A 21,086-nucleotide genomic window follows, 5' to 3' on the forward strand; every position below is an offset into this window, starting at 1 on the left:
CCTCGGCCTCAGAGCGCGAGGGCGGCCCGGTGCTGCCTGCTGGCGCCGAACAGCTGACCGAGCGCGTGCGCGCGCTTGAACACCAGGTGGGCGTCGTGCTCCCACGTGATCGCGATGCCCCCGTGCAGCTGGACCGTCTCGCCCGCGATGTGCGCGAGCGCGTCGCCGCAGTAGGACTTGGCGACGTGCACGAGCTGCTCGGCGTCGTCGGTGCGGGCGGAGACGGCGTACGACGCCGCCCACGACGCCGAGCGCGCCATCTCCAGGAGCACCAGCATGTCGGCCATCCGGTGCTTGAGCGCCTGGAACGACCCGATCGCCCGGCCGAACTGCACCCGCTCCTTGGAGTAGGAGACGGTCATGTCGAGCGCCCGCGAGGCGCAGCCGACGGCGAGGGCCGCGGAGCCGGCCGCTCCGACCAGGTGGGCCCGCTCCCGGGCGGCGGCACCGTCGCCGATCCGCGTGGCCGAGGCGAGGTCGGCGCGCACGGTGGCCAGCCGTATCGTCTGGTCCATCGACGGCGTCCAGGTGCGCTCGGCGTCGGTCACCTCGAACAGGCCCTCGTCAGTGGCGACGACCAGCACGCTCGCCAGGTCGCCGTCCAGCACGTGGCTCGCCTCCGCGCCGTCCGCGAAGGCGGCGACCTCGCCGGCGGCGAGGCGGGGGAGCAGCCGCTCCTTGGCCTCCTCGTCGGCGCCGGCGAGCAGGGCCTCGGAGGTCACCAGCGACGACAGCAAGGGAGAGGGTGCGAGCGAGCGCCCGACCTCCTCGAGCGCGATCAGTGACTCGAAGAGGGTGAAGCCCGCCCCGCCGTGCTCCTCGGGGATGCCGAGTGCCGGCAGGCCGATCTGCTCGACCATCGTGCTCCACAGCGACTCGTCGTAGGTGGCGATCCGCGCGTCACCGCGCTTGTCCACCAGCGACCGGACCATCGAGGCCAGCTCCTGCTGCTCCTCGGAGAGCGCGAACTCCATCAGTCCGCCTCCAGCTGCTGGAGGAGCCGGGTGCGGTGGAAGGTCGGCGTGCCCCAGGCGGTCACCAACGCGCGGATCTTGGTCAGCCACAGGCTCAGGTCGAGCTCGCGGGTGTAGCCGATCGCGCCGTGGACCTGCAGCCCCGTGCGTGCGGCGAGATAGGCGGCGTCCCCGGCAGCGACCTTGGCCGCGGAGACGTCGACGGCCCCGAGTGCTGCACCGAACACCAGCGGCCGCGCGAAGTCCAAGGCGATCCGCACGTCGGCCAGCGCGTGCTTGATGGCCTGGTAGGACCCGATCTCGCGGCCGAACTGCGTGCGTTGCTTGACGTACGCGACCGAGTCGGCCAGCACGCGCTCGCCGGCGCCGAGCAGCTGGGCGGCCGTCGCGAGCGCCGCGAGGTCGAAGGCCTCCTGGCTCGGCTCGCCCTCGCCGGTGACGTGGAACAGGCGCCGCGTCGGGTCGACGGAGCCGAGCGGCTCGCCCACCGAGCTCGCCGGCGCGTCGCCGACGTAGACCCGGTCCGCGACGTCGGCGTCGAGCGCGTACGGCACGTGCGGCGGCACCGAGACCGTGGCGATCCCCTCGACCTCGTGGCCGAGGGCGACCGGAAGGTAGGCCGCGGACTCGACCCAGGGGCCCGGCACCGCGTGCCGCCCGAGCGCCTCGAACGCGATCGCCACCTCCACCGGGGTCGCCTCGGTGGCCAGGGAGAGCACGCCGAGCTCACCGAGCCGGGACCACAGCTTCAGGCCGGGGGCGTGGTCCCCGTCGGCCCAGGCGCGGGCCGCGCCGACGGTGTCGGACCCGGCCAGCAGCGACTCGAGCGCGGCGGCGAAGTCGCGCTGGTCGTCATCGAGCTCGAACCTCACTTGTGAGCCTCCTTCGGGGCGCCCTTCGGCTCGCGGGGCAGGCCGAGGATGCGCTCGGCGACGATGTTGCGCTGGATCTCGTTGGTGCCCGCGTAGATCGGTCCGGACAGGGAGAAGGTGTAGCCGTCGAGCCAGGTCGACTCCAGCTCCGCCTCCGGGCCGAGCAGGTCCAGCGCCGTCTCGTGCAGCGCGATGTCGAGCTCGGACCAGAACACCTTGTTGACCGAGCCCGCCGCCCCCATGTCGCCGCCCGCGGCGAGCCGGGTCACGGTGCCCCAGGTGTAGAGCCGATAGGCCTGGGCCTTGATCCAGGCGTCAGCCACCCTGTCGGCCGCCGCGGCAGGACGCTCCGGCGTACGCCGGTAGAGGTCGAGCAGCCGGTCGGCGGCAGCGCAGAACCGGCCGGGTGAGCGCAGCGACAGACCGCGCTCGTTGCCGGCGGTCGACATCGCGACCCGCCAGCCGTCGCCGGGCGCGCCGAGCACGTCGGCGTCGGGGACGAACACGTCCTCGAAGAACACCTCGGCGAAGCCGACCTCGCCGTCGAGCTGGGCGATCGGTCGCACGGTGATGCCCTCGGCGTCGAGCGGGAAGAGGAAGTAGGTGAGTCCGCGGTGCCGTTCCGCGGCGGGGTCGGAGCGGAACAGCCCGAAGCCCCAGTGCGCGAAGCTGGCCCGCGACGACCAGGTCTTCTGCCCGTTGAGCACCCAGCCGCCGCGCTCGTCGTCGCGCCGCGCGGTCGAGCGCAGGGAGGCGAGGTCGGAACCCGCCTCGGGCTCGGACCAGCACTGCGCCCAGATGCGCTCGCCGGTGGCCATGGACGGCAGGAACCGGTCCTGCTGCTCGGGGGTGCCGTGGTCGAAGATGATCGGCGCCAGCAGGAAGATGCCGTTCTGGGAGACCCGGCCCGGCGCGCCGGCGCGGTAGTACTCCTCCTCGAAGATCACCCACTCCACCAGGGACGCCTCGCGCCCGTGGTACTTCTCGGGCCAGGAGACGACCGCCCAGCGGGCGTCAGCCAGCCGGCGCTCCCACTCCTGGTGGGCGCGGAAGCCCTCCGCGGTGTCCATGGAGGGCAGCGGCTCGGCCGGCACGTTCGCCGCCAGCCACTCCCGGGCCTCGTCGCGGAACGCGACCTCGGACTCGGACAGGGTCAGATCCATCAGGAGCCTCTCAGCTGGTTCTTGAGCACCTTGCCGGACAGGTTGCGGGGGAGGCCGTCGACGACCTCGACGTGCCGCGGCACCTTGAAGTTCGCGAGCCGCCCCTTGGCGAAGGCGATGACGTCATCGGGACCGATCTCGGCGGCCCGGCCCGGCGCGAGCACCACGTACGCCTTGCCCACCTCGCCCATCCGTTCGTCGGGGACCCCGACGACGGCGACGTCGGCGACGCCGTCCATCCGCGCGAGCGTCTGCTCGACCTCGGCGGGATAGACGTTGAAGCCGCCGGAGATGTACATGTCCTTGAGCCGGTCGGTGATCGAGAGGTTGCCGTGCTCGTCGAGGACGCCCACGTCGCCCGTGTGCAGCCAGCCGTCCGTGTCGATCGCCTCGGCCGTGGCCGCGGCGTCGTTGAGGTAGCCGAGCATCACGTAGTCGCCGCGGACCAGCAGCTCGCCCGTCGTCTCGTCGATCCGCGCCTCCATGCCGGGGATCGCGCGACCGCAGGTCGTGGCGACGGTCTCGGCCGAGTCGCCCTCGCGGCACATCGTCACCACGACCGCCTCGGTCATGCCGAAGGCCGTGACGACCTGGTCGATCTCCAGCTCCTGACGCATCCGCTCGATGAGCACGACGGGTACGACGGCGGCTCCGGTCACGGCGAGCCGCAGCGAGGACAGGTCGCGCTCGGCGCGACCGGGTGCGCTCAGCAGCGACTGGTAGATCGTGGGTGCGCCGGGCAGCACGGTGATGCGCTCGGTCTCGATCAGCCGCATCGTCTCGTCGAGGTCGAAGGTCGCCACCGGATAGAGCGTGGCGCCGGTCAGGAGGCCGACGACGATGCCGATCTTGTAGCCGAAGGAGTGGAAGAAGGGGTTGACCACCAGGTAGCGGTCGTCCTGGCGGACGCCGCCCAGCTCGGCCCAGGCACGCGCGACACCGATCGTCTGGCGGTGCGCGCTCATCGCTCCCTTGGAGCGCCCGGTGGTCCCGGAGGTGAAGAGGATGTCGGCCACGCTGTCGGGGTCGTCGGGGGGGAGGTCCTCGTGACGCATGGCCTCGGAGCGCTCGGCGGCGGCCGCGAGGTCGGCCAGGGTGGCGACCCGACGCATGTCGACGCCGGCGTCGCCCAGCTCGCCGACCTGGTCGCGGCCGAGGAAGCCGTCGTGCACCACGACGAGCGCGGCGTCCGTGCGCTCGACGACGTCGGCGACCTCGGAGCCGACGTAGCGCGAGTTGACCGGCACCAGCACGCCGCCGGCGTACGACACCGCCAGGGCGGCGACGGCCCAGTCGATGCTGTTGGGGCCCCAGACGACGACCCGGTCGCCGCGGCCGACGCCGGCCGCGGCGTAGGCCGCGCCGGTCTGCTCGACGAGCTCGAGCAGCGCGGTGAACGTGACCGTCCGGCGTCGCCCCTCCGCGGCCTCGACGTAGGCGGGGTGGTCGCCGAACCGTTCGGCAGCGGCTCTCAGCACCGCCGGGATCGTGTCCTGCACGAGGCCTCCTAACCAACCAAGCAGTTGCTTGGTATAGTAGCACCCGTGGACCTGACCTACTCCGAGGAGGACCAAGCCTTCCGCGCCGAGGTGCGAGGCTGGCTCGAGGAGCACCTGACCGGCGAGTGGGCCGCACTGCGTGGCCTCGGCGGCGCCGGGCGCGACCACGAGGCGCACGAGGAGCGAGTGGCCTGGAACCGGCTGCTCGCCGAGCACGGCTGGACCTGCTTGGGCTGGCCGACCGAGCACGGCGGGCGCGGGCTGAGCCTGAGCCAGCAGGTGATCTTCCACGAGGAGTACGCCCGGGCCGATGCGCCCGGACGCGTCAACCACCTCGGCGAGGAGCTGCTCGGCCCGACGTTGATCGCGTTCGGCACCGAGGAGCAGCAGGCCCGGTTCCTGCCGAAGATCGTCGCGGTCGAGGAGCTGTGGGCCCAGGGCTACTCCGAGCCGAACGCCGGCTCCGACCTCGCGAACGTGCAGACCAAGGCCCGTCGCGACGGGGACGAGTGGGTCATCGACGGGCAGAAGGTGTGGACGTCCAACGCTCACCTGAGCCAGTGGGCCTTCGTCGTCTGCCGCACCGAGCCCGGCTCGAGCCGCCACCACGGTCTGTCGTTCCTTCTCGTGCCGCTGGACCAGGAGGGCGTCGAGATCCGCCCGATCGAGCAGCTCACCGGCGGCTCGGAGTTCAACGAGGTGTTCTTCACCGGTGCCCGGACCGCCGCCGACCTCGTCGTGGGCGAGCCCGGTGACGGCTGGCGGGTGGCGATGGCGCTGCTCGGGTTCGAGCGCGGCGTGTCGGTGCTCGGACAGGTCGTCGGATTCGCCCGCGAGCTCGACGGCGTCGTCGAGCTCGCGAAGCAGAACGGCACGATCGAGGACCCCGTGCTCCGCGACCGGCTGGCTGCGCTCACGGTCGAGCTCGAGGTGATGCGCTTCCAGGCGCTCCGCGGGCTCGCCACCGAGTCCGCCGCCGGGCCCTCGGTCTTCAAGCTCGTCTGGGCCAGCTGGCACAAGCGTCTCGGCGAGGTGGCCATGGACGTGCTCGGCCCGGCCGGCCTCACGACCGAGTCGGCCGAGGGGTACGACCTGAGCCGGTGGCAGCGGCTCTTCCTGTTCTCCCGCTCCGACACGATCTACGGCGGCAGCGACGAGGTGCAGCGCAACATCCTGGCCGAGCGCGTGCTCGGCCTGCCCCGCGAACCCAAGGGAGCCTGATGACCACCACGACGCAGCACGGCCGCCCCGAGCAGCCCGCGCCCGACTACGTGCCCGGACACGACCTGCTGGCCGGGAAGGTGGTGGCGGTGACCGCCGGCGCCGGAGCGGGCATCGGCGCGTCCGTCGTACGCCGCGTGCTCGAGGAGGGCGCGAAGGCCGTGGTGTTCAGCGACACCCACGAGCAACGGCTCGCCGAGGCCGAGGAGGCGCTGGCAGCGGAGTTCGGTGCAGATCGGGTGCGTCAGCTGGTCTGCGACGTCACCGACCAGACGCAGGTCGAGGCGTTCCTCGACGCCGCCGACGAGCTCGGCGGCGTCGACGTCCTGATCAACAACGCCGGCCTGGGCGGCACCGCCAGCGTGCTGGAGATGACCGACGAGCAGTGGTCGCGGGTCCTCGACATCACCCTCACCGGCACGTTCCGGTGCGTGCGCGCTGCCGGCCAGCGGATGGTCGCGGCGGGCAAGCGCGGCGTCATCGTCAACAACGCCTCGGTGATCGGCTGGCGCGCGCAGGAGGGCCAGGCCCACTACGCCGCGGCGAAGGCCGGCGTGATGGCGCTGACCCGGTGCGCGGCGATCGACCTCGCACCGCACGGCATCCGCGTCAACGCGGTCTCACCCAGCCTGGCGATGCATCCGTTCCTCGCCAAGGTCACCTCCGACGAGCTGCTCGCCGAGCTCAAGCAGCGCGAGGCCTTCGGCCGCGCCGCCGAGCCGTGGGAGGTCGCCAACGTGATGGTCTTCCTCGCGAGCGACTACGCGTCGTACATGACCGGCGAGGTCGTCGCCGTCAGCAGCCAGCAGGCCTAGGAGACTGTCTCCATGAACGCCGCCGACCCTGTCTCCTCGGGCTCCTCGGTCCCCTCGCACTCCCGCCGCGACGAGCTGCTCCGCATCGCCGCAGGGCTGTTCGCCGAGAAGGGGTTCAAGAACACCACCGTGCGTGACATCGCCGACGCTGCGGGCATCCTCTCCGGCAGTCTCTACCACCACTTCGACTCCAAGGAGTCGATGGTCGACGAGATCCTGCGGACCTTCCAGGAGGAGCTCTTCGGGCAGTACGACGAGATCCTCGCGAGCGACCTCGACCCACGGGCCAAGCTGGAGCGCGCCGTCGTCGTGTCGTTCGAGGCGATCGACAAGCACCGCGACGAGGTCGCGATCTTCCAGAACGACGCGGCCTACCTCCTGACGTTCGACCGGTTCTCCTACCTCGCCGACCGCAACCAGCAGTCGCGGGAGGTCTGGCTGACGCTGCTGCGCAGTGGCGTCGAGGCCGGGGTCCTGCGCGGCGACCTCGACCTCGAGCTGACCTACCGCTTCATCCGCGACACCGTCTGGGTCGCCGTGTCCTGGTACCGCCCCGGGGGGCGGCGCACGCACACCGAGATCGCCCAGCAGTACCTCTCCATCCTCCTCGAAGGGATCGCCCATGCCTCCTGAGGCCTACATCGTCGACGCCGTCCGCACCCCGGTCGGCAAGCGCGGGGGAGCACTGGCCGGCGTCCACTCCGCCGACCTGGCCGCTCACTCGATCGGCGCGCTGGTGCGCCGCACCGGCGTCGACCCCGGGGCCGTCGACGACGTGATCCTCGGGTGCTGCGACACGATCGGATCCCAGGCGGGCGACGTCGCCCGTACGGCCTGGCTGGTCGCCGGGCTGCCCGACCACGTGCCGGGTGTGACGATCGACCGGCAGTGCGGCTCCTCCCAGCAGGCGGTGCACTTCGCCGCCCAGGGCGTGCTGTCGGGCACCCAGGACCTCGTGGTCGCCGGCGGCGTGCAGAACATGAGCGCGATCCCGATCTCGGCGGCGATGATCGTCGGCCAGCAGTACGGGTTCTCGACCCCCTTCGCCGAGTCGCCGGGCTGGGCGGAGCGGTACGGCGACCAGGAGGTCAGCCAGTTCCGCTCCGCGGAGATGATCGCGGAGAAGTGGGACATCACGCGAGAGGAGATGGAGGCCTTCGCGCTGGCCTCCCACGAGCGGGCCCGCACCGCGATCGCCGAGGGGCGGTTCAAGGACGAGATCGAGGCCGTCACGCTGCCCGACGGCACGGTCTTCGAGGTCGACCAGTGCCCGCGCGAGACCTCGCTGGAGAAGATGGCCGGCCTCGATCCCCTCGCTCCCGGCGGCCGGATCACCGCCGCGGTCGCGTCGCAGATCTGCGACGCATCGTCCGCGATGCTGATCGCCAGCGAGGCCGCCGTACGCGAGCACGGGCTGACGCCACGGGCTCGCATCCACCACCTCTCCGTCCGCGGCGACGACCCGGTCTGGATGCTCACCGGGCCGATCCGCGCCACCAAGCACGCGCTGGACCGCACCGGCCTCGCGATCGAGGACATCGACCTGTTCGAGTGCAACGAGGCGTTCGCGTCCGTCGTCATCGCGTGGATGAAGGAGACCGGCGCGCCCCACGAGCGGGTCAACGTCAACGGCGGCGGCATCGCGCTCGGTCACCCGATCGGTGCCACGGGCACCCGCCTGATGACCACGCTGCTCAACGAGCTCGAGCGCACCGGCGGCCGCTACGGTCTGCAGACCATGTGCGAGGGCGGCGGCCAGGCGAACGTGACGATCATCGAGCGGCTCTGACCGGACTGCGGGCGGGCTCGTCCGGTCGGGTGGCGCCGGCTGGGGCGGGCTGACCGGCCTGGCCGGGCTGGCCAGGCGCGAGCCGGAACGCGAGCCACCCGGCTGCCGTCGCGATGACCGCTGCGAGCAGGATGCCGACGACCGCGCGGTCGTGGTCGACGGGATCGGTGAACGCCAGGCCCGCCACCAGCAGGGACACCGTGAACCCGATGCCCGAGAGAGCGGCCCCGCCCGCGACCTCGCCGAGGGTGACGCCCGAGGGGAGCCCGGTCAGGCGGGTTCGGACGCCGGCCCAGGTGGCGCCGAGGATCCCGGCGAGCTTGCCGACGACCAGGGCGATCGTGATCGCCCAGGTCAGGCGTGAGGTGAGCGCGTCGGCGAGCACCCCACCGCGCAGGTCGATGCCGGCGTTGGCGAGCACGAACAACGGCACCACCAGCAGGTTGGCCCAGGGGTGCAGGCGGCGCTGCATGCGCTCGTTGACCGACACGGCGCGCACGAGCTCGCGGTGGGCGGAGCGGCCGACGTCGACGCCCGGCGCCTCGCGGAACGCGCGGAACCGGTCGGCTGCGCTCCTGACCACCTCGGTGCGGGGACGGTGGGCGGCGACGAGCAGGCCGCCGAGCATGCCGGCGATCGAGGCGTGCAGGCCGGCCTGGAGGGTCGCCAGCCACAGCGCCACGCCGACCACGAGGTAGGGCGCCACGGTCCAGACGCCGCGTCGGCTCATCGCCGCGATGATGCTCGCGAGGGCCGCGACCAGCACGAGGCCCACGGGGTCGAGCGACCCGCTGTAGAACACGCCGATGACGCCGACCGCGACGATGTCGTCGATGACGGTGAGCGTGAGCAGGAAGACCCGCAGCTGGGTCGCCAGGCGCGGACCGACCACGGCGAGCACGCCGAGCATCACGGCGGTGTCGGTGCCGATCACGACGCCCCAGGCGCCGTTGGCGTCGACGGGGGAGAGCAGCAGGTAGAGCGCCGCGGGCACCACGAGGCCGCCCAGGGCCGCGAGGACGGGAAGGGCGGCGCGCCGCGGCGTGGTCAGCGCACCGATCGAGAACTCCCGGCGCACCTCCAGGCCGACGACGAAGAAGAACAGCGCCATGAGTCCGTCGTTGACCCAGTGACCCAGCGACATCGACAGGTGCCAGTCGGCGATCGAGATCGATGCGGTCGTCGACCACAGCGAGCGGTAGGAGTCCGACCACGTCGAGTTGGCCCACGCGAGCGCCACCACCGCGGCCGCCAGCAGCAGCCCGGCGCCGCCGGTCTCGCCCCCGACGGCCCGGCGAGCGCACGCGGCGAGCCGTCGAGGTGGCGGGCTCACCGGCGGCGGTCCCTGCGCTCGAGGGCCAGCGCCGAGGCGATCACCCCCGCGAGCAGCAGGCCGGTGGTGATCGCGACGAAGGCCAACAGGGCCACCAGGGCCAGCGGGTCGATCATGGACGGTCTCCTCCGTTCCGGTGGCGGTCATCGATCGGACTCGCTCGGCGGGGGCGGCACGTAGCCGGGCGCGGCATGGGCGAGACCGCGGACCGCCGCGTCGAGGGCAGACGACTGCCCATCCGACTCGGCCCACCGTGCGTAGGCCGAGACGGTCGCCGGCGCGGTGCCGGCGACGAGGACGGCGATGACGACGAGCCCGCCGCCGAGGTGCGGCAGGTGGCCGATGGTGGCGCCAGCTGCGGCTCCCGCCGCCAGTGCCCAGGCAGCGGTGCGGCGGGCGCGGCGGCTGGGCGCCCACAGGCCCGCGACGGCGGCGACGCCCACGCCGGTCAGGAGCGCCGTACCGGTGAGAGCCGGGTGGTGCTCGTGGCCCAGGAGAAGCCCCCGGACGACCAGGGCCGCGACGGCGAGCGTCCAGACGGCGCGATAGACCTTCATCGGTGGCCCTCCTCGGTGTCCTCGCTGCGCAGGAGGCCGGCCGCCGCGAGGGTGCCGACCGTCAGCACCACGATCACCATCACCGCAGTCGCGATGAGCCAGATCAGGAGTCCGGTGTCGGACATGGCAGTCACTCTCCTTCGGGATCGGTGCGGAGTTGTCGCCGCTGCTCAGCGGCGCGTGTCACCAGTTGGTCGGAGGGTCGCTGGCGGGGAACGAGTCGTGTCCCCAGATCTCGACGATGTCCCGGTGGGGGTCCTCGACCCGGACTGCGTCGTCCACGGGTCGGTCGGTGGTTGTCATGTCGATGCGCTCCCTTCGGCGTACCTCTGGGTGTGTTGACGCTTCAACCATAACAGTTGGGGTAATAAAACCAAAATGGTTGGGGTACCCTCACCATGTGACGAACGAAGAGGATCACCAGGCGGCCGCTGACGCGGCCGCCGCACTCGAGCGGGCCGTGCCGATGCTGGTGCGCTGGTTCACCCGCAGCGACGTACGTCGCGCCATGCTGGCCGACACCGACCCGGTCCTGTCGGCCACTGACGCATGGCTGTTGGGCCGGATCACCGACACCGGTCCGGTGCGCCTGTCCCACCTCGCGGACTGGGCCGAGGTGGACCGATCGACGATGACGGCGGAGGTGCGCCGGCTCGAGGACCTGGGTCTCGTCTCCCGCGCTCCGGACCCACAGGACGGCCGGGCGGTCCTGGTGAAGGCCACGCGGTCCGGCGCCGCTCGCCACCGACGCACCAAGCGCACCGCCAGGACCGTCTACACAGCGCTGCTCGCGGACTGGTCGGAGGAGGACCTGCGCCAGACCGCCCACGTGGCTGCCCGCCTGGTCGAGACCCTCGAGCATCGCCGGGGCGGCACGGCCGCTGGTTGAGCGACTACGGCCGCCGGCCGAACATGTCCAGGAGTCGATGCTGTGGGTCGGCGTCCGGCGGGAGCGTCCCGCTCGGCCCGTCGCCGTACGCACCGAAGGCGAGGATCGCGTCGAGATGGGGCTCGACCACGGCGAGCAGACCGCCGACGACGTCGGGGTCGAGCCTCTCGTCCTGACCGGTGGCTCGCAGCAGGTCCCAAGCGTGCACCACGAGGTCGATGAGGCGGAGCCGCCGGAACTCCTGGGCCGTGATGTCGCCCTTCGGTCCGTCCAGGACCGTCTCGGGCGCGGTCGTGGCGAACCCCGCTTGCTGCGCCCGCGCCGACTCGACCACGGCGGCCAGTGGGTCGGGTCCGAGCTGGTCCCCTGCGAGCGCGGCGCGCGCGTCGACTCGTGAGGTGCCGGCGAGCAGCATCGCCGTGAACCGGTTGCCGACGACCACGTGCTCGACGAGCTCGCGCACGGTGATCTCGGAGGGCGTCGGGAGGTCCCAGGAGTCGACCGGGAGCTGACGCACTGCGCGTTCGAGCTCGGCGGAGGCCGCCTGGATCAGGTCCATGCCCGCAGACTAGGGCTCCTCGCCGTCACGGCCGACTGACCGTCGTGGTCCCGGCCAATCCGGATCCCCGTGGGTGACGAACCGAGAGCATGAGCTCTTCGGCAGTCGACGTGACAGAGCACCGCCTCCTCGAGCACGTGGCGAGGCTCGGTGACGAGCACCCACCGATCGACCTGGCGTCGGTGGACTTCACAGTCCGCCGGCCCGAGGCGGTGCGGGAGCGTTTCGGCACCGTGCTGGACTACATGGCCCGCGCCGAGCTCGAGGTGGAGCGCAACGTGCTCGAGCTCGCGACGCTGCTCCCGGACCCGCCCGAGGTGGACCGGGTCTTCTACACCGACGTGTGGGGACCCCAGGAGGCGCGCCACGGCCTGATCCTCGACGAGCTCCAGGTGCGCATCGGGCGTCCGCCGGCAACCACCGACCTCACCACGGTGTCGACGAGGCTGCGCGTCCTCGGGGCGCTCGCTCATCTCGAGCCGATCCAGGACGTGGTCCGGATGCTCTACTACCTCACGGGGATGAGCACCGAGCGGTCCGCGCTGCTGGCCTACCACCGGCTCCACGACGGGCTCTCCGAGCTCGGCGAGGCAGCCGTGACGGACACGATCATCACTCCCATCCGGCGCCAGGAGCCCGGCCACTACGCGTTCTACCAGCTCTCTGCCCGGCGCCACTGGGCGGCGCTGGCACGGTGGCAGCGGTGGCTGGTGAGACGTCTCCGGGCGCTGTCGTTCGCACCTGTGGGCGCCGGCACGCCCGAGCAGAAGGCCGATGTCGGCGACATGATGCTCGGGCTCGGGCTCGGGAGCCCCGGTGCGGCCGCGGCCTTCGCCGAGCAGGTGGCCCGAGTCGAGCGGGAGCTGCTGTTCGCGCGGGATCGCGGCGTGCGGGTCCCGCCATACATCGCCGCCGCGTTCCGTGACGCGGTGATCGCGGCAGAGGCGCGGGCGGCCTGACGGGGACGTGAGCGGGTGGGCAGCGGTGCCGTTGGCCTCAGAGCACCAGGAACAGCCCGACGATGCCCGGCACCAGTCCGAGCAGCAACCAGGGCGAGAGGAGCTTCTTCTGGTGGATCGCCCGCGCCACGGCGATCGCGATCACGCCGAAGGCCGCCGCGAGCACGTTGAGCCCCACCTGGGCGTCGGTGCGCGAGTCGTCGACGTACATCGCCGCGATCACGAGGCCGCCGGCCATGTGGATGATCGTCGTGAAGGCGAGTGCCGAGAGCACCCACTTCTGCACAGGCTCGAGGTGCATCGGGCCGGAGTCGCTCGGCTTGCGGATCTCACGGCGGGGGTTGTCCGGGTCCATCAGGTGCCGGGGACGCTTGCGGACGGGCTGCTCGCTCACAGGGCCATTCTCGCCCCGGCCCGGCGCCGTCGCTCAGGCGGGGGCGGTCGCCGGACGCCGGGCGAAGACCAGGGCGCCGAGCAGGACGGCGTACGCCGCCACCGCGACGACCGCGCCGGCGAGCGCGATCAGGAAGCTCAGGTCGTAGAGCGAGTCGGAGTAGCCGAACACCTGGGTGAGCAGCGAGAGCTGGCTGTCCTCGGTGTCGCCGAAGTCGGGCATGAACGCCCCGAGGACGAACAGGCCCGCCCAGGTGGCGAGCTGGGCGACCGCCTGCAGCGGCGTCAGCGCGCGTGGTCGGCCGTCCTGGGTGAAGGCCAGGATCGTGCTGACCAGCATCGCGATCAGCAGCACCGGCACCACGGAGAGCATGAAGATCAGCAGGAACCAGCCGCCGACCCCGAAGACGATGCGGCCCAGCCAGACCCAGGCCACCAGCAGCAGGTTGACGGGGATCATCCACAGCAGCGTCTGCCGGCCCAGGGTGCTCACGCAGGACAGGCTAGGGGGGAGCGGCCTCCACGGGCTGCTGAACGGCACGGCGGACACGAGTCGTTAGGCTGCCCCTTGCTCAGGCGGATCGGCGACAGGGGTGCAGATGATCGGGCTACCGGCTCACGGCTTCGTGCTGCTGTCGATGCCCAAGTGCGCGTCCACCTCCCTGGTGCGCTCGTTGCAGGGGCAGGCCGAGCTCATCCTGCGCGGCAACCCGCGGCTCAAGCACATGAACTGCCGCTCGTTCCACAACCTGGTCGTCCCGGTGCTGCGCAACGCCGGCTACGAGCGCGAGGACTACGAGCTGGTCTCGCTGTTCCGGGAGCCGACCGCGTGGCTGGAGTCGTGGTGGCGCTACCGCCAGCGTCCGGCGCTGCTCCAGGAGGACGCCTCCAAGTCGACCGCCGGCATCAGCTTCGAGGAGTTCGTCGGACGCTACGTCGACAACGATCCGCGGCCCGGGACGCTGCGCGGCCGGCCGGCGCGGTTCGTCGCGATGAGCGAGGACCTCGATCTCGGTGTCGACCGCCTGTTCGCCTTGGAGCAGCCCCAGGTCTGGCAGACCTGGATCGGCGCCAAGGTCGGCGGAGGCATCGACGTCCGCACCGACAACCGCTCCGACGTGCGCGCACCCGCCGAGCTCAGCCGCACGCTGCGCGCCCGGCTCGATGAGTTCTTCGCCCCGGAGTACGCGATCTACGAGCAGCTGCGCGCCACGGGGGAGTGGGCGCCGCCGAAGGGCCTCGTGCCGGGCCGCTGAGCCCGGCTCGAGGCTCAGACCACGTAGCCCCGGGCGCGCCGCAGCTCCTCGGCCGCGCGGGTGACGATCCGGTCGATGAGCTCCTCGCAGGTCGGCAGGTCGTCGATCACGCCGACCACCTGGCCGCTGGCCAGCACACCGGCGGAGGTGTCGCCCTCGACGAGCCCGGCCTTGAGCATCATCGGGGTGTTGGCGGCCAGCGCCATCTGCCCGAGCGTGCGGCCCTGCGCCTTGCGCATCTCGCGGCCGTCCTTGAGCAGCGCGGGCCAGCTCATGCCGCTGGTGCGCTTGAACTCCAGGGTGCGGCGCAGCGTCGGGCCCATCCGGCGTACGGCGCTGGTCTCCTCGAGCTCCTCGACCAGGTCGGTGCGCAGCATCCGGTGCGGCATGCCGTCGACCTTCGCGGTCACGACGGTGTCGGTGAGGCCGCGCTCGAGGTAGAGCCGCTTGACGGCGTCGGGCACGGCGCTGTCCCGGGTGAGCAGGAAGCGGGTACCCATGCCGACCCCGGCGGCGCCGTACGACAGCGCGGCCGCGAGCCCGCGGCCGTCGAAGAACCCGCCGGCCGCGATCACCGGGATGCCCACGGCGTCCAGGACCGTCGGCAGCAGCAACGTCGTCGGCACCGGACCGGTGTGACCGCCACCCTCGCCGCCCTGCACCATGACCGCGTCGGCGCCCCAGGAGGCGACCTTGACCGCGTGCTTCGCCGCCCCGATCGAGGGCATCACGACGATGCCGTGCTCCTTGAGCATGGCGATCAGCTCGGGCTTGGGTGCCAACGCGAACGACGCGACCTTGACGCCGTGCTCGATCAGCAGGCGGCAGCGGTCGGGGGCGTCGGCGGCGTCTGCACGGAGGTTGACGCCGAACGGCTGGTCGGTGCGGCCCTTGACCTCGACGATCGCCCGCTCGAGCTCCTGGATGGTCATCGTCGCGCTCGCCAGGATGCCGAGGCCGCCGGCGTTCGCGGTGCCGCTGACCAGGCGGGGGCCCGAGACCCAGCCCATGCCGGTCTGGACGACCGGGTGGCGCACCCCGACGAGGTCGGTGAACGGCGTGCGCAGCAGCTGCTCAGTCGCCATCGGGGACCTCCTTGAAGCGCAGTCCCTTGGGGTCGAGCACCTCGCGGATGAGGGTCTGCTCCTCCGCCGTGGGCTCGCGCGTGGTGGGTACGTCGGCGGGGACGTCCAGCTCGAACCCGGTCGCCTCGCGCACCTCGTCGACGCTCACGCCGGGGTGGACGCTGAGCAACCGCACCGTGTCGTCGGCACCGCGCACGTCGAGGACGCCGAGGTTGGTCACGATGCGGTGGATGTCGTTGAAGCGAGCGGCGGCAGGGCCCGCCTCCTTGGCGAGCTTGGGCCCGACGCCGGAGACGATGTCGACCCGCTCGACGAAGACGCGAGGAGAATGCTTGGGCACCCAGTAGGACGTGCGGTTGTTGACGGTGTTGCCCGGGGCCCCGCGGCTGCCGAGCAACTGGCGCTTGGGCTGCGCCCAGTCGCCGATCGCGGAGATGTTCTGGTTGCCGTGCCGGTCGACCTGGGTGGCACCCATCATCACGTGGCGCTTGCCGTAGGCGACCACGTCGAAGACCCTGCGGAACGGGATCCAGCCCTCCACGACATCACCCTTGGCGAAGAGGGGCGGGACCCCGGCGAGGAACAGCGACTCGCCGTCGGAGATCACGAGGTCGGGGTTGCTGGTCAGCTTGGCCAGCCGGACCCCGAGCATCGGCAGCAGCCCCATGGGGCTGGCGAAGATCTCGCCGTCGTCCTTGAAGGCGTCCGCGATCGCCGCGGCGCACACATCTGCCCTGCTCATGCCTGCTCCTCCCCGAACTGCCGCACCGCGGCCTGGTACGCCGCCTCGTCGCCCGCGAGGAACCGGTCGTGGAACGCCGCCCAGTCCTCGTCGGACCCGCCGGCGGCCGCGCCGTACGCCCGCTGGAAGCGCTCGTCGCGCTCGTAGTCGGGCGTGCACGTGGTGAAGTGCGCGCCGTTCGGCGTCTCGACGACGCCGCTGACCATCATCCGGCTCAGCAGCAGCCGCTGGACGGGCGTGTCGACCGTGAGGCCGGCGGTGTCCACGACCTGCTCGCAGCTGACGTAGGTGCGCTCGGCGGCCATCGCGAACAGGTCGTCGAAGTAGGGGTCGGGGCCGAGGTACGTCGCGTTGCCGTGCTGGTCGGCCCGGTTGAGGTGGACGAGCGCGACGTCGAGGTCCAGTGCCGGGACGGCGACGAGCTCCTCGCGGTCGTCGTAGGGGCTCGTCACCGTCTTGATCCACGGCTGGTTGACCAGCACGTCGGAGCCGAGCCCGGCCCGCATCGGCAGGAACGGCAGTCGCTGTGCGGCGGCCCGCAGACCGGTCTGGAACATGCCCTCGTCGAGCTCGACCAGCTCGGGGATCGTGCCCTCCTGGCGAGCCTTCTGGAAGTTCGGCTCCAAGGGGACGGAGTCGAGGGAGACGAACGCGAACACCAGCTTGCGGATCTTGCCGGCGCGGGCGAGCAGGCCGACGTCGGCGCCGCCCCAGCTGACGATCGTGAGGTCCTTCAGGTCGCTGCGCAGGATCGCGCGGACGAGCGCCATCGGCTTGCGGCGAGGTCCCCACCCGCCGATGCCGATCGTCATGCCGTCGCGCAGCTCGGCGACGACCTGGTCGGTCGTCATCCGCTTGTCGCGGGGTCCCTTGCTCATCGCTTGCTCTTCTCCGTTCCCGCGAAGTCGTCTCGCAGCTCGTCGCTCACGCCGGCGAGGTTGAGCTCGAAGGTGAAGCCCTGCTCGAAGCGGTAGCTCTTGTTGACGTCGATCGGGTCGATCCCGTTGAGCGCCTCCTTGGCGGCCCGGATCACCCGCGTGTCCTTGGCCGCGATCTCGCCGGCCACCGTCAGCGCGGCCTCGTCGAGCTGGTCACGGGGGACCGTCTCGAGCACGCTGCCGAACTGCACCAGGTCGGTCGCCTTGATCGTGCGGGCGGTGAAGTAGAGGGTGCGCATCATGTGCTGGGGCACCAGCCGGGCCATGTGGGTGGCGGCGCCCAGCGCGCCCTGGTTGACCTCCGGCACGCCGAAGTAGGCGTCGTCGCTGGCGACGATGCAGTCGGCGTTGCCGACCAGGCCGACCCCGCCGCCGAGACAGAAGCCGTTGACGGCGGCGACGACCGGGACAGCGCACTCGTAGACGGCCTTGAATGCGGCGTAGCAGCCCTTGTTGGCGCCGATCAGCGCCTCGAACCCGCTCGTGTGCTGCATCTCCTTGATGTCGACGCCGGCGTTGAAGCCGCGGCCCTCGGCGCGGAGCACGACGACCTTGGTGTCCAGGTCGCGGCCGGCCTCGTCCAGCGCACCGGCGACGTCGTACCAGCCCTGCACGGTCAAGGCGTTGACCGGGGGCGCGTCCATCGTCACCACCCGGATGCCGTCGTCGCGGAGCTCGGAAGTGATGGTCATGGCACCAACCTAACACTTGCTTGGTATGGTTCTCCGCATGTCGCTCGCCGTGGATCTCGAAGGACGCGTCGCCCTGGTCACGGGCGGCGCCCGTGGGATCGGCCTCGGCATCACTCAGGCGCTGCTCGCGGCGGGCGCCTCGGTGGTGACCTGCTCGCGCTCCGAGGTCGAGCCGGTGCCGGGCACGACCCACCGGGTCTGCGACGTGCGCGATCCCGAGGCCGTCACGGCGCTGGTGGGCTCCGTCGTCGACGAGCACGGGCGGCTCGACGTCCTGGTCAACAACGCCGGGGGAGCGCCCGCGGCCGATGCCGCCACCGCGTCGCCGCGGTTCCACGAGAAGGTCGTCGGTCTCAACCTGCTCGCTCCGTTGCTGTGCGCCCAGGCCGCCAACGAGGTCATGCAGCGGCAGGCCGGGGGAGGCACGATCGTCAACATCTCCTCGATCTCGGCCAACCGTCCGGCCCCCACGATCGCCGCGTACGCCGCGGCCAAGGCCGGCCTCGACTCGCTGACGACCTCGTTGGCGATGGAGTGGGCGCCGAGGGTTCGTGTCAACGCGATCGACGTCGGTCTGTGCCGCACCGAGCAGAGCGACGACCACTACGGCGACGACGCGTCCGCCGCCGCGATCGAACAGACGATCCCGCTCGGCCGGATGGCCGAGCCGACCGAGGTCGGGAACGTCGCGGCGTTCCTGGCCAGCGACCTGGCGTCGTACGTCTCCGGGGCCACGGTGGCCTGCCACGGCGGGGGAGAGCCACCCGCCTTCCTCATCGTCCAGAAGGGACTCCCCAACCGATGAACGCAGCGAGCAAGCTTCTCGAAGGTCGTGTCGCGATCGTCACCGGCGCCGGCCGCGGGATCGGCCGGGCGCACGCGCTCGAGCTCGCCCGCCACGGCGCGGCCGTCGTCGTCAACGACTTCGGCGTCTCGCTGGCCGGCGAGGGCACGGGTGAGACCCCGGCGGAGTCGGTGGTGGCCGAGATCGAGTCCGGGGGCGGCCGCGCGGTGGTCAACACCGCCGACGTCGCGGACTTCGCCCAGGCCGAGGCCATGGTGCAGCAGGCGATCGACACCTTCGGCGGGCTGGACATCCTGGTGAACAACGCCGGCTTCGTGCGCGACCGGATGCTCGTCAACACCTCGGAGGAGGAGTGGGACGCGGTGATCCGGGTGCACCTCAAGGGCCACTTCGCGCCGCTGCGGCACGCGGGCGCCTACTGGCGGGCCGAGGCCAAGGAGGGTCGTCAGCGCACCGCGCGCGTCATCAACACCTCGTCGGGCGCCGGGCTGCAGGGCTCGGTCGGCCAGGCGACGTACTCCGCCGCCAAGGCCGGCATCGCCGGACTCACGCTCGTCGCGGCGCAGGAGATGGGGCGCTACGGCGTCACCGTGAACGCGATCGCGCCGGTCGCGCGGACCCGGATGACCGAGGGTGCCTTCGACACCTCCGCGATGGCGCTCCCCGAGGACAACTCGCCGATCGTCGCCTGGCTCGCCTCCGAGGAGGCCGGCGACGTCACCGGGCGGGTGATCGAGATCGACGGCTCGACCATCACCGTCGAGACGGGCTGGGCCCACGGCCCTGCCCACGACCTCGGCCGCAGGTGGGAGGCGGCCGAGGTCGGTCCCGCCCTGCGCGACCTGCTCGCCGCCGCACCCGACCCCGAACCGGTCTACGGCGCCTGACGGTGGGTGTCACGCACCTGACGTATCTGTCCTGATCCGGCGGTCCGGACGACAGTTCCGTCTGGTGCGCGCGACCGACACCGGGCCTCAGATCCGCTCGAGGACCGTCCCGGTCGCCATCGCGCCGCCCGCGCACATCGAGATCAGGGCGGTGGTGGCGTCGCGGCGCTCGAGCTCGTGCAGCGCCGTGGTGATCAGCCGGGTGCCGGTGGAGCCGACGGGGTGGCCGAGGGCGATGGCGCCGCCGTTGACGTTGACGCGGTCCAGGTCGACGCCGTGCTGGCCGGCCCAGGAGAGCACGACCGATGCGAAGGCCTCGTTGACCTCGAAGAGGTCGAAGTCCGAGATCGACATGCCGGTGCGGTCGAGCACCCGCTGGGTCGCGTCGATGGGTCCGTCGAGGTGGTAGTAGGGATCGGAGCCGACCAGGCAGTGGGTCACGATCCGGGCGCGCGGGGTCAGGCCCAGGGCACTCGCGCGGCCGGAGTCCATGATGAGTACGGCGGACGCGCCGTCGGAGATCTGCGAGGACGAGCCGGCGGTGTGCAGGCCGTCGGGGAGCACCGTGCGCAGCCCCGCCAGTCCCTCGAGCGTGGTCTCGCGCAGCCCCTGGTCGGCGTCGACCAGGCGGGTCTCGCCGGTGGGGGCGCCGTCCTCGCCGAGCACCGGCGCCTCGATCGGTGCGATCTCGCGCTTGAACCGACCCTCGTCGACGGCGACGCGGGCCTTCTGCTGGGAGGTCAGCCCGAAGGCGTCGAGGTCGGCTCGGGTGAGCCCGCGGTTGCGCGCGATCCGGTCGGCGGCCTCGAACTGGTTGGGCATGTCGATCGTCCAGTCGTCGGGACGCGGATCGCCGAGCCCGGGCGGGACGTTCCCGCCCAGCGGGATGCGCGACATCGCCTCGACGCCGCAGGCGATGCCGACGTCGATGGTGCCGGCCGCGATCATGTCGTGCACGAGGTGGGCGGACTGCTGGCCCGAGCCGCACTGCGCGTCGATCGCGGTCGCGCCGGTGTGCTGTGCGAGCCCGGCGTGCAGCCAGGCGCGGCGCACCATGTCGTTGCTCTGCTCGCCGGCCTGGGTGACGCACCCGCCGACGACCTGCTCGACGAGGTCGGAGTCGATGCCCGCGCGCTCGAGCACCTGACGCTGCGCGAAGCCGAGGAGTACGGCGGGGTGCACGCCGGCCAGCCAGCCCTTGCGCTTGCCGAGGGGGGTGCGGACGGCGTCGACGATCACGGGAGTGCCCATGGAGAAAAACTAGAACAGGTTCTCGTTGCGGACAACTTCCCCTCCGTACTCCGGGTATGTAGTCTCTGTCACTAGAACGTGTTCCAGCCAAGACATTCCGAGGGAGCTCCCGTGACCGCATCCGACGTCCTCCCCGAGGGTTTCGACTTCACCGACCCGGACGTGAACCAGCAGGCGATCCCGCACGACGAGTTCCGTGCGGCCCGCCGGCACGCACCCATCGTGTGGATCGAGCAGGAGGCCGAGGCCCGCAGCGGCTTCACCGAGGAGTCCGGCACCGGCTACTACGCGGTGACCCGGCACGCGGACGTCTCCGCGATCTCCAAGGACAGCAAGAACTGGTCGACGTACGAGAACGGCGCGATCATCCGGTTCCCCGGGGAGATGCTGCGCGAGCAGATCGAGCT

The 21,086-nt window shown here is 71.8% G+C and carries 24 protein-coding genes and 1 pseudogene; 10 read left to right on the forward strand and 15 right to left on the reverse strand.

Annotated features, from left to right (window positions below; all coding sequences use genetic code 11):
• Nucleotides 1-8: 8 nt before the first annotated feature.
• The 4 genes from Q0L15_RS08050 to Q0L15_RS08065 are packed head-to-tail and all read right to left on the reverse strand — an operon-like array spanning nt 9 to nt 4,508.
• Nucleotides 9-974, reverse strand: coding sequence for an acyl-CoA dehydrogenase family protein (locus Q0L15_RS08050; protein ID WP_296603497.1), 966 nt, complete (start codon nt 972-974; stop codon nt 9-11).
• Nucleotides 974-1,846 carry an acyl-CoA dehydrogenase family protein gene (locus tag Q0L15_RS08055; RefSeq protein ID WP_296603499.1) on the reverse strand — a complete coding sequence of 291 codons (873 nt, stop codon included), beginning with the start codon at nt 1,844-1,846 and terminating at the stop codon, nt 974-976. Before Q0L15_RS08055 ends, Q0L15_RS08050 begins: the two co-directional genes overlap by 1 nt.
• Nucleotides 1,843-3,009, reverse strand: a complete 1,167-nt coding sequence (locus Q0L15_RS08060; protein ID WP_296603500.1) for an acyl-CoA dehydrogenase family protein — start codon at nt 3,007-3,009, stop codon at nt 1,843-1,845. Before Q0L15_RS08060 ends, Q0L15_RS08055 begins: the two co-directional genes overlap by 4 nt.
• Nucleotides 3,009-4,508, reverse strand: coding sequence for a FadD3 family acyl-CoA ligase (locus tag Q0L15_RS08065; RefSeq protein ID WP_296603501.1), 1,500 nt, complete (start codon nt 4,506-4,508; stop codon nt 3,009-3,011). The genes Q0L15_RS08060 and Q0L15_RS08065 overlap by 1 nt, the downstream gene beginning before the upstream one ends.
• 45 nt (nt 4,509-4,553) lie before the next feature.
• Here Q0L15_RS08065 and Q0L15_RS08070 point away from each other — a divergent pair, with 45 nt between their 5' ends.
• From Q0L15_RS08070 to Q0L15_RS08085, 4 genes are read left to right on the forward strand one after another with little or no spacing between them, the layout of a single operon-like run.
• Nucleotides 4,554-5,729, forward strand: coding sequence for an acyl-CoA dehydrogenase family protein (locus tag Q0L15_RS08070; RefSeq protein WP_296603502.1), 1,176 nt, complete (start codon nt 4,554-4,556; stop codon nt 5,727-5,729).
• Nucleotides 5,729-6,544 (forward strand): SDR family oxidoreductase, encoded by an 816-nt coding sequence (locus tag Q0L15_RS08075; protein ID WP_296603503.1) that lies wholly within the window; start codon nt 5,729-5,731, stop codon nt 6,542-6,544. Before Q0L15_RS08070 ends, Q0L15_RS08075 begins: the two co-directional genes overlap by 1 nt.
• Before the next feature lie 12 nt (nt 6,545-6,556).
• Complete coding sequence (locus tag Q0L15_RS08080) at nt 6,557-7,177, forward strand: TetR/AcrR family transcriptional regulator (RefSeq protein ID WP_296603504.1); 621 nt, start codon at nt 6,557-6,559, stop codon at nt 7,175-7,177.
• Nucleotides 7,167-8,333, forward strand: coding sequence for an acetyl-CoA C-acetyltransferase (locus Q0L15_RS08085; RefSeq protein WP_296603505.1), 1,167 nt, complete (start codon nt 7,167-7,169; stop codon nt 8,331-8,333). Before Q0L15_RS08080 ends, Q0L15_RS08085 begins: the two co-directional genes overlap by 11 nt.
• Here the strand turns inward: Q0L15_RS08085 and nhaA are convergent.
• From nhaA to Q0L15_RS08100, 3 genes are all read right to left on the reverse strand, one after another.
• Nucleotides 8,317-9,666, reverse strand: coding sequence for a Na+/H+ antiporter NhaA (nhaA, locus tag Q0L15_RS08090; protein WP_296603507.1), 1,350 nt, complete (start codon nt 9,664-9,666; stop codon nt 8,317-8,319). The two genes, Q0L15_RS08085 and nhaA, sit on opposite strands and share 17 nt — an antisense overlap.
• A gap of 143 nt (nt 9,667-9,809) precedes the next feature.
• A complete protein-coding gene (locus tag Q0L15_RS08095) occupies nt 9,810-10,223 on the reverse strand; it encodes a hypothetical protein (protein WP_296603509.1) in 414 nt (137 codons plus the stop codon).
• Nucleotides 10,220-10,348: a hypothetical protein gene (locus tag Q0L15_RS08100; RefSeq protein ID WP_296603510.1), complete on the reverse strand. Its 129-nt coding sequence runs from the start codon at nt 10,346-10,348 to the stop codon at nt 10,220-10,222. Before Q0L15_RS08100 ends, Q0L15_RS08095 begins: the two co-directional genes overlap by 4 nt.
• 275 nt (nt 10,349-10,623) lie before the next feature.
• Here Q0L15_RS08100 and Q0L15_RS08105 point away from each other — a divergent pair, with 275 nt between their 5' ends.
• Complete coding sequence (locus tag Q0L15_RS08105) at nt 10,624-11,112, forward strand: MarR family transcriptional regulator (protein ID WP_296603511.1); 489 nt, start codon at nt 10,624-10,626, stop codon at nt 11,110-11,112.
• A 4-nt stretch (nt 11,113-11,116) separates the two neighbouring features.
• Here the strand turns inward: Q0L15_RS08105 and Q0L15_RS08110 are convergent, their stop codons facing one another.
• On the reverse strand, nt 11,117-11,671 hold the full coding sequence (locus tag Q0L15_RS08110) for a TIGR03086 family metal-binding protein (protein WP_296603512.1): 555 nt from the start codon (nt 11,669-11,671) through the stop codon (nt 11,117-11,119).
• A gap of 89 nt (nt 11,672-11,760) precedes the next feature.
• Between Q0L15_RS08110 and Q0L15_RS08115 the strand changes: the two genes are divergently transcribed.
• Nucleotides 11,761-12,630: a GTP-binding protein LepA gene (locus tag Q0L15_RS08115; protein WP_296603514.1), complete on the forward strand. Its 870-nt coding sequence runs from the start codon at nt 11,761-11,763 to the stop codon at nt 12,628-12,630.
• Nucleotides 12,631-12,667: 37 nt separating this feature from the next.
• Here the strand turns inward: Q0L15_RS08115 and Q0L15_RS08120 are convergent, their stop codons facing one another.
• Together Q0L15_RS08120 and Q0L15_RS08125 are read right to left on the reverse strand one after the other, a co-directional pair.
• On the reverse strand, nt 12,668-13,024 hold the full coding sequence (locus Q0L15_RS08120) for a hypothetical protein (protein ID WP_296603515.1): 357 nt from the start codon (nt 13,022-13,024) through the stop codon (nt 12,668-12,670).
• A 33-nt stretch (nt 13,025-13,057) separates the two neighbouring features.
• Nucleotides 13,058-13,516 carry a hypothetical protein gene (locus tag Q0L15_RS08125; protein WP_296603517.1) on the reverse strand — a complete coding sequence of 153 codons (459 nt, stop codon included), beginning with the start codon at nt 13,514-13,516 and terminating at the stop codon, nt 13,058-13,060.
• Between the two features lie 106 nt (nt 13,517-13,622).
• Here Q0L15_RS08125 and Q0L15_RS08130 point away from each other — a divergent pair, with 106 nt between their 5' ends.
• Nucleotides 13,623-14,279, forward strand: coding sequence for a hypothetical protein (locus Q0L15_RS08130; RefSeq protein WP_296603518.1), 657 nt, complete (start codon nt 13,623-13,625; stop codon nt 14,277-14,279).
• 14 nt (nt 14,280-14,293) lie between these two features.
• Here the strand turns inward: Q0L15_RS08130 and Q0L15_RS08135 are convergent, their stop codons facing one another.
• Genes Q0L15_RS08135 through Q0L15_RS08150 form a run of 4 tightly spaced genes read right to left on the reverse strand, consistent with a single transcriptional unit; the run spans nt 14,294 to nt 17,736 of the window.
• A complete protein-coding gene (locus tag Q0L15_RS08135; protein ID WP_296603520.1) occupies nt 14,294-15,364 on the reverse strand; it encodes a nitronate monooxygenase in 1,071 nt (356 codons plus the stop codon).
• Nucleotides 15,354-16,106: a CoA-transferase gene (locus tag Q0L15_RS08140; RefSeq protein ID WP_296603521.1), complete on the reverse strand. Its 753-nt coding sequence runs from the start codon at nt 16,104-16,106 to the stop codon at nt 15,354-15,356. Before Q0L15_RS08140 ends, Q0L15_RS08135 begins: the two co-directional genes overlap by 11 nt.
• Nucleotides 16,103-16,984, reverse strand: coding sequence for a CoA transferase subunit A (locus Q0L15_RS08145; protein WP_296603523.1), 882 nt, complete (start codon nt 16,982-16,984; stop codon nt 16,103-16,105). Before Q0L15_RS08145 ends, Q0L15_RS08140 begins: the two co-directional genes overlap by 4 nt.
• Nucleotides 16,981-17,736: an enoyl-CoA hydratase family protein gene (locus Q0L15_RS08150; RefSeq protein WP_296603524.1), complete on the reverse strand. Its 756-nt coding sequence runs from the start codon at nt 17,734-17,736 to the stop codon at nt 16,981-16,983. Before Q0L15_RS08150 ends, Q0L15_RS08145 begins: the two co-directional genes overlap by 4 nt.
• 37 nt (nt 17,737-17,773) lie before the next feature.
• Between Q0L15_RS08150 and Q0L15_RS08155 the strand changes: the two genes are divergently transcribed.
• Nucleotides 17,774-18,541 carry an SDR family oxidoreductase gene (locus tag Q0L15_RS08155; protein WP_296603526.1) on the forward strand — a complete coding sequence of 256 codons (768 nt, stop codon included), beginning with the start codon at nt 17,774-17,776 and terminating at the stop codon, nt 18,539-18,541.
• Entirely contained in the window at nt 18,538-19,428 is an 891-nt protein-coding gene (locus Q0L15_RS08160; protein ID WP_296603527.1) for an SDR family oxidoreductase, read from the forward strand. Before Q0L15_RS08155 ends, Q0L15_RS08160 begins: the two co-directional genes overlap by 4 nt.
• Nucleotides 19,429-19,515: 87 nt before the next feature.
• On the opposite strand, the gene Q0L15_RS08165 is transcribed toward Q0L15_RS08160, so the two are convergent.
• Nucleotides 19,516-20,679, reverse strand: coding sequence for a steroid 3-ketoacyl-CoA thiolase (locus Q0L15_RS08165; protein WP_296603529.1), 1,164 nt, complete (start codon nt 20,677-20,679; stop codon nt 19,516-19,518).
• A 111-nt stretch (nt 20,680-20,790) separates the two neighbouring features.
• Here Q0L15_RS08165 and Q0L15_RS08170 point away from each other — a divergent pair.
• A pseudogene (locus Q0L15_RS08170) lies at nt 20,791-21,086 on the forward strand (steroid C27-monooxygenase); the annotation flags it as partial.

Source organism: Nocardioides sp. (assembly GCF_024509035.1).
Lineage (GTDB): Bacteria > Actinomycetota > Actinomycetes > Propionibacteriales > Nocardioidaceae > Nocardioides.